The following is a 2,369-nucleotide window of genomic DNA, read 5'->3' on the forward strand; positions in this document are numbered from 1 at the left end:
GTACGGGCGAGGGTGGTGCGGGCGAGGGTGGTGCGCGCACCGGGTGCGGTGACGCCCGCGACGTACAAGGACATCCAGCGGCTCACCGGGCTCTCGCTGGCGACGATCTCGAAGCACTTCAACGGCGGCAGCGTCCGTGAGCACAACCGCCTGGCCATCGAGAGCGCCGCCGAGCAGCTGGACTTCCGGGTCAACGCGGTGGCGCGCAGCCTGCGGACCCGTCGCTCGAGGACGGTCGGCGTCCTGCTGCCGGAGCTGCGCAACGACTTCCACCTCTCCATCGTCGCGGGCGTGGAGGCGGCCCTGCGGCGGGAGGGCGTCGGGGTGCTGGTCTGCTCCAGCCACCGGGCCGACGCCCCCTCCGCCGGGGGCGTGGACTTCCTGCTGGACCACCGCGTCGACGGCATCATCGCCGTGCCCTCGGCCCACGACCGCGCCTCCCTGGTCGCCGCGGCGGGGCGGGGGCTGCCGCTGGTGGTGGTGGACAGGCTCGTGCCGGGGTTGCGCTGCGACGCCGTCGTGCTGGACAACGCCCGGGCCTCGGCGCTCGTCGTGGAGCACCTGCTGGCCGCCGGGCACCGCGACCTCGCGGTCGTCACGGGGACGGCGGACGTGTGGAGCATGCGCGGGCGCCTGGCGGGTTTCACCCGGGCGGTGCGCGCGGCGGGGCTGGCGCTGGAGCCCCGCCGCACCGTGACCGGTCCCCTGACGGTCGAGGCGGGCCGGGAGGGCGTGCGCTCGCTGCTCGCCCTGGAGCAGCGCCCCACCGCGATCTACGCGACGAACCACGAGCTGATGCTGGGGGCCCTGATCGCCCTGAACGAGTCGGGGTTGGAGGTGCCGCGGCAGGTGTCCTTCGTGGGTTTCGACGGGCGGGAGGTCGCCGCCGTGAGCCGTCCGCGCACCGCCGTCCTCGTCCAGCCGGTGCAGGAGATCGCCGCGGCCGCCGCGGAGCTGATGCGCGAGCGGCTGCACCTGCCCGAGGGCGCCCGGCGGGCCCCGCGGCGGCTGGTGCTGCCGGGCGCCTACGCGCCCGGGGGGTCGGTCGGTCCCCCGCCGCGCTGACGGGTGCGCCGCGCACGTCCCGGGCGGCGCCGGCGCCGGCGCGCCTTGTCAGCGCGAATCGTTTCGTTTACGGTCGGGGACGCGACGCCGTGCGGGGCCGGCCCCGGCTCCGGGCGGAGCGATGCTTCGACGACGAAGGAACCGCCGCGCATGCCGAACACCACGCACCGGGCCGCCCCCGCACCGGCGGCGGGGGCCGCGCAGGACGCCGCGGACGCGGGGGTCGACCCCGCCGGGGTCCCCCAGCGCCGGCTGGCCGGCGGCGCGCTGATGCCCGGCATCGGCGTGGGCACCTTCGGCTCGGACCGCTACGGCCCGCGCGAGGTGGGCCGGGCGGTCGCCGGTGCGCTGGCAGCCGGGTACCGGCTCGTCGACTGCGCCCCCGTGCACGGCAACGAGGCCGAGGTCGGCCGGGCCCTGGCCGCCGCCACCGCCGGCGGCCTGCAGCGCGAGCAGCTGTTCGTGATGTCCAAGGTGTGGAACGGCGCGCACGAGCCGGAAGCCGCGGTCGCCTCCGTGCGCACCTCGCTGCGCGACCTGCGCCTGGAGCACCTGGACGCGGTGTTCGTGCACTGGCCCTTCCCCAACCACCACCCGCCCGGCGCGGGCACCGACGACCGCGACCCCGCCGCGCGGCCCTACGAGCACGACGCCCACCTGCGGCTGTGGCGCGCCCTGGAGGACCTGGTCGACCAGGGGCTGGTGCGCCACCTGGGCACGTCCAACACCACGGTCCCCAAGCTGGAGCTGCTGCTGCGCGACGCGCGGATCGCCCCGCAGCTGAACGAGATGGAGCTGCACCCGTGCTTCCAGCAGCCGGAGCTGTTCCGGTACTGCCTGGAGCACGGCATCCAGCCGGTGGGGTACTCCCCGCTGGGCTCGCCCTCGCGCCCCGAGCGGGACCGCACCCCCGGGGACGTCGTGGACACCGAGGACCCCGTCGTGCGGGCGATCGCCGAAGCGCACGGGGTGCACCCGGCGCTGGTGTGCCTGAAGTGGGCCGTGGCGCGCGGGCAGGTGCCCATCCCCTTCTCCGTCAAGCCGGACCAGTTCACCGCCAACCTGCGGGCGGTGAGCGAGGACCCGCTGACGCCCGCGGAGGTGGAGGCGCTGCGCTTCGCGGACAGGGGCGAGCGGCTCATCAAGGGGCAGGTGTTCCTGTGGCCCGGCGCCTCCTCCTGGCAGGACCTGTGGGACGTGGACGGCACCATCCCCGGCCGGGACGGCCCCGGACGCCCCTGACGCACCCCGGCACCGCGGGTACCCCCGGCCGCACGACCACCCACCCACCAGGAGCGCACCCC

2 protein-coding genes are annotated in these 2,369 nt (G+C 76.4%); both read left to right on the plus strand.

Annotated elements, in window-relative coordinates; genetic code table 11:
- The first annotated feature begins 48 nt into the window (after positions 1-48).
- Positions 49-1,065, plus strand: a complete 1,017-nt coding sequence (locus GTR00_RS19040) for a LacI family DNA-binding transcriptional regulator (RefSeq protein WP_166613134.1) — start codon at positions 49-51, stop codon at positions 1,063-1,065.
- A 270-nt stretch (positions 1,066-1,335) separates the two neighbouring features.
- On the plus strand, positions 1,336-2,307 hold the full coding sequence (locus tag GTR00_RS19045) for an aldo/keto reductase (protein WP_407659741.1): 972 nt from the start codon (positions 1,336-1,338) through the stop codon (positions 2,305-2,307).
- The last annotated feature ends 62 nt before the right edge of the window (positions 2,308-2,369 follow it).

Source organism: Kineococcus indalonis (assembly GCF_009906395.1).
GTDB classification, from domain to species: Bacteria; Actinomycetota; Actinomycetes; order Actinomycetales; family Kineococcaceae; genus Kineococcus; species Kineococcus indalonis.

Bases quoted from the DNA above. Each gene is read 5' to 3' on its own strand.
- GTR00_RS19045 (WP_407659741.1), top strand. From the start codon at position 1,336: ATGCCCGGCATCGGCGTGGGCACCTTCGGCTCGGACCGCTACGGCCCG.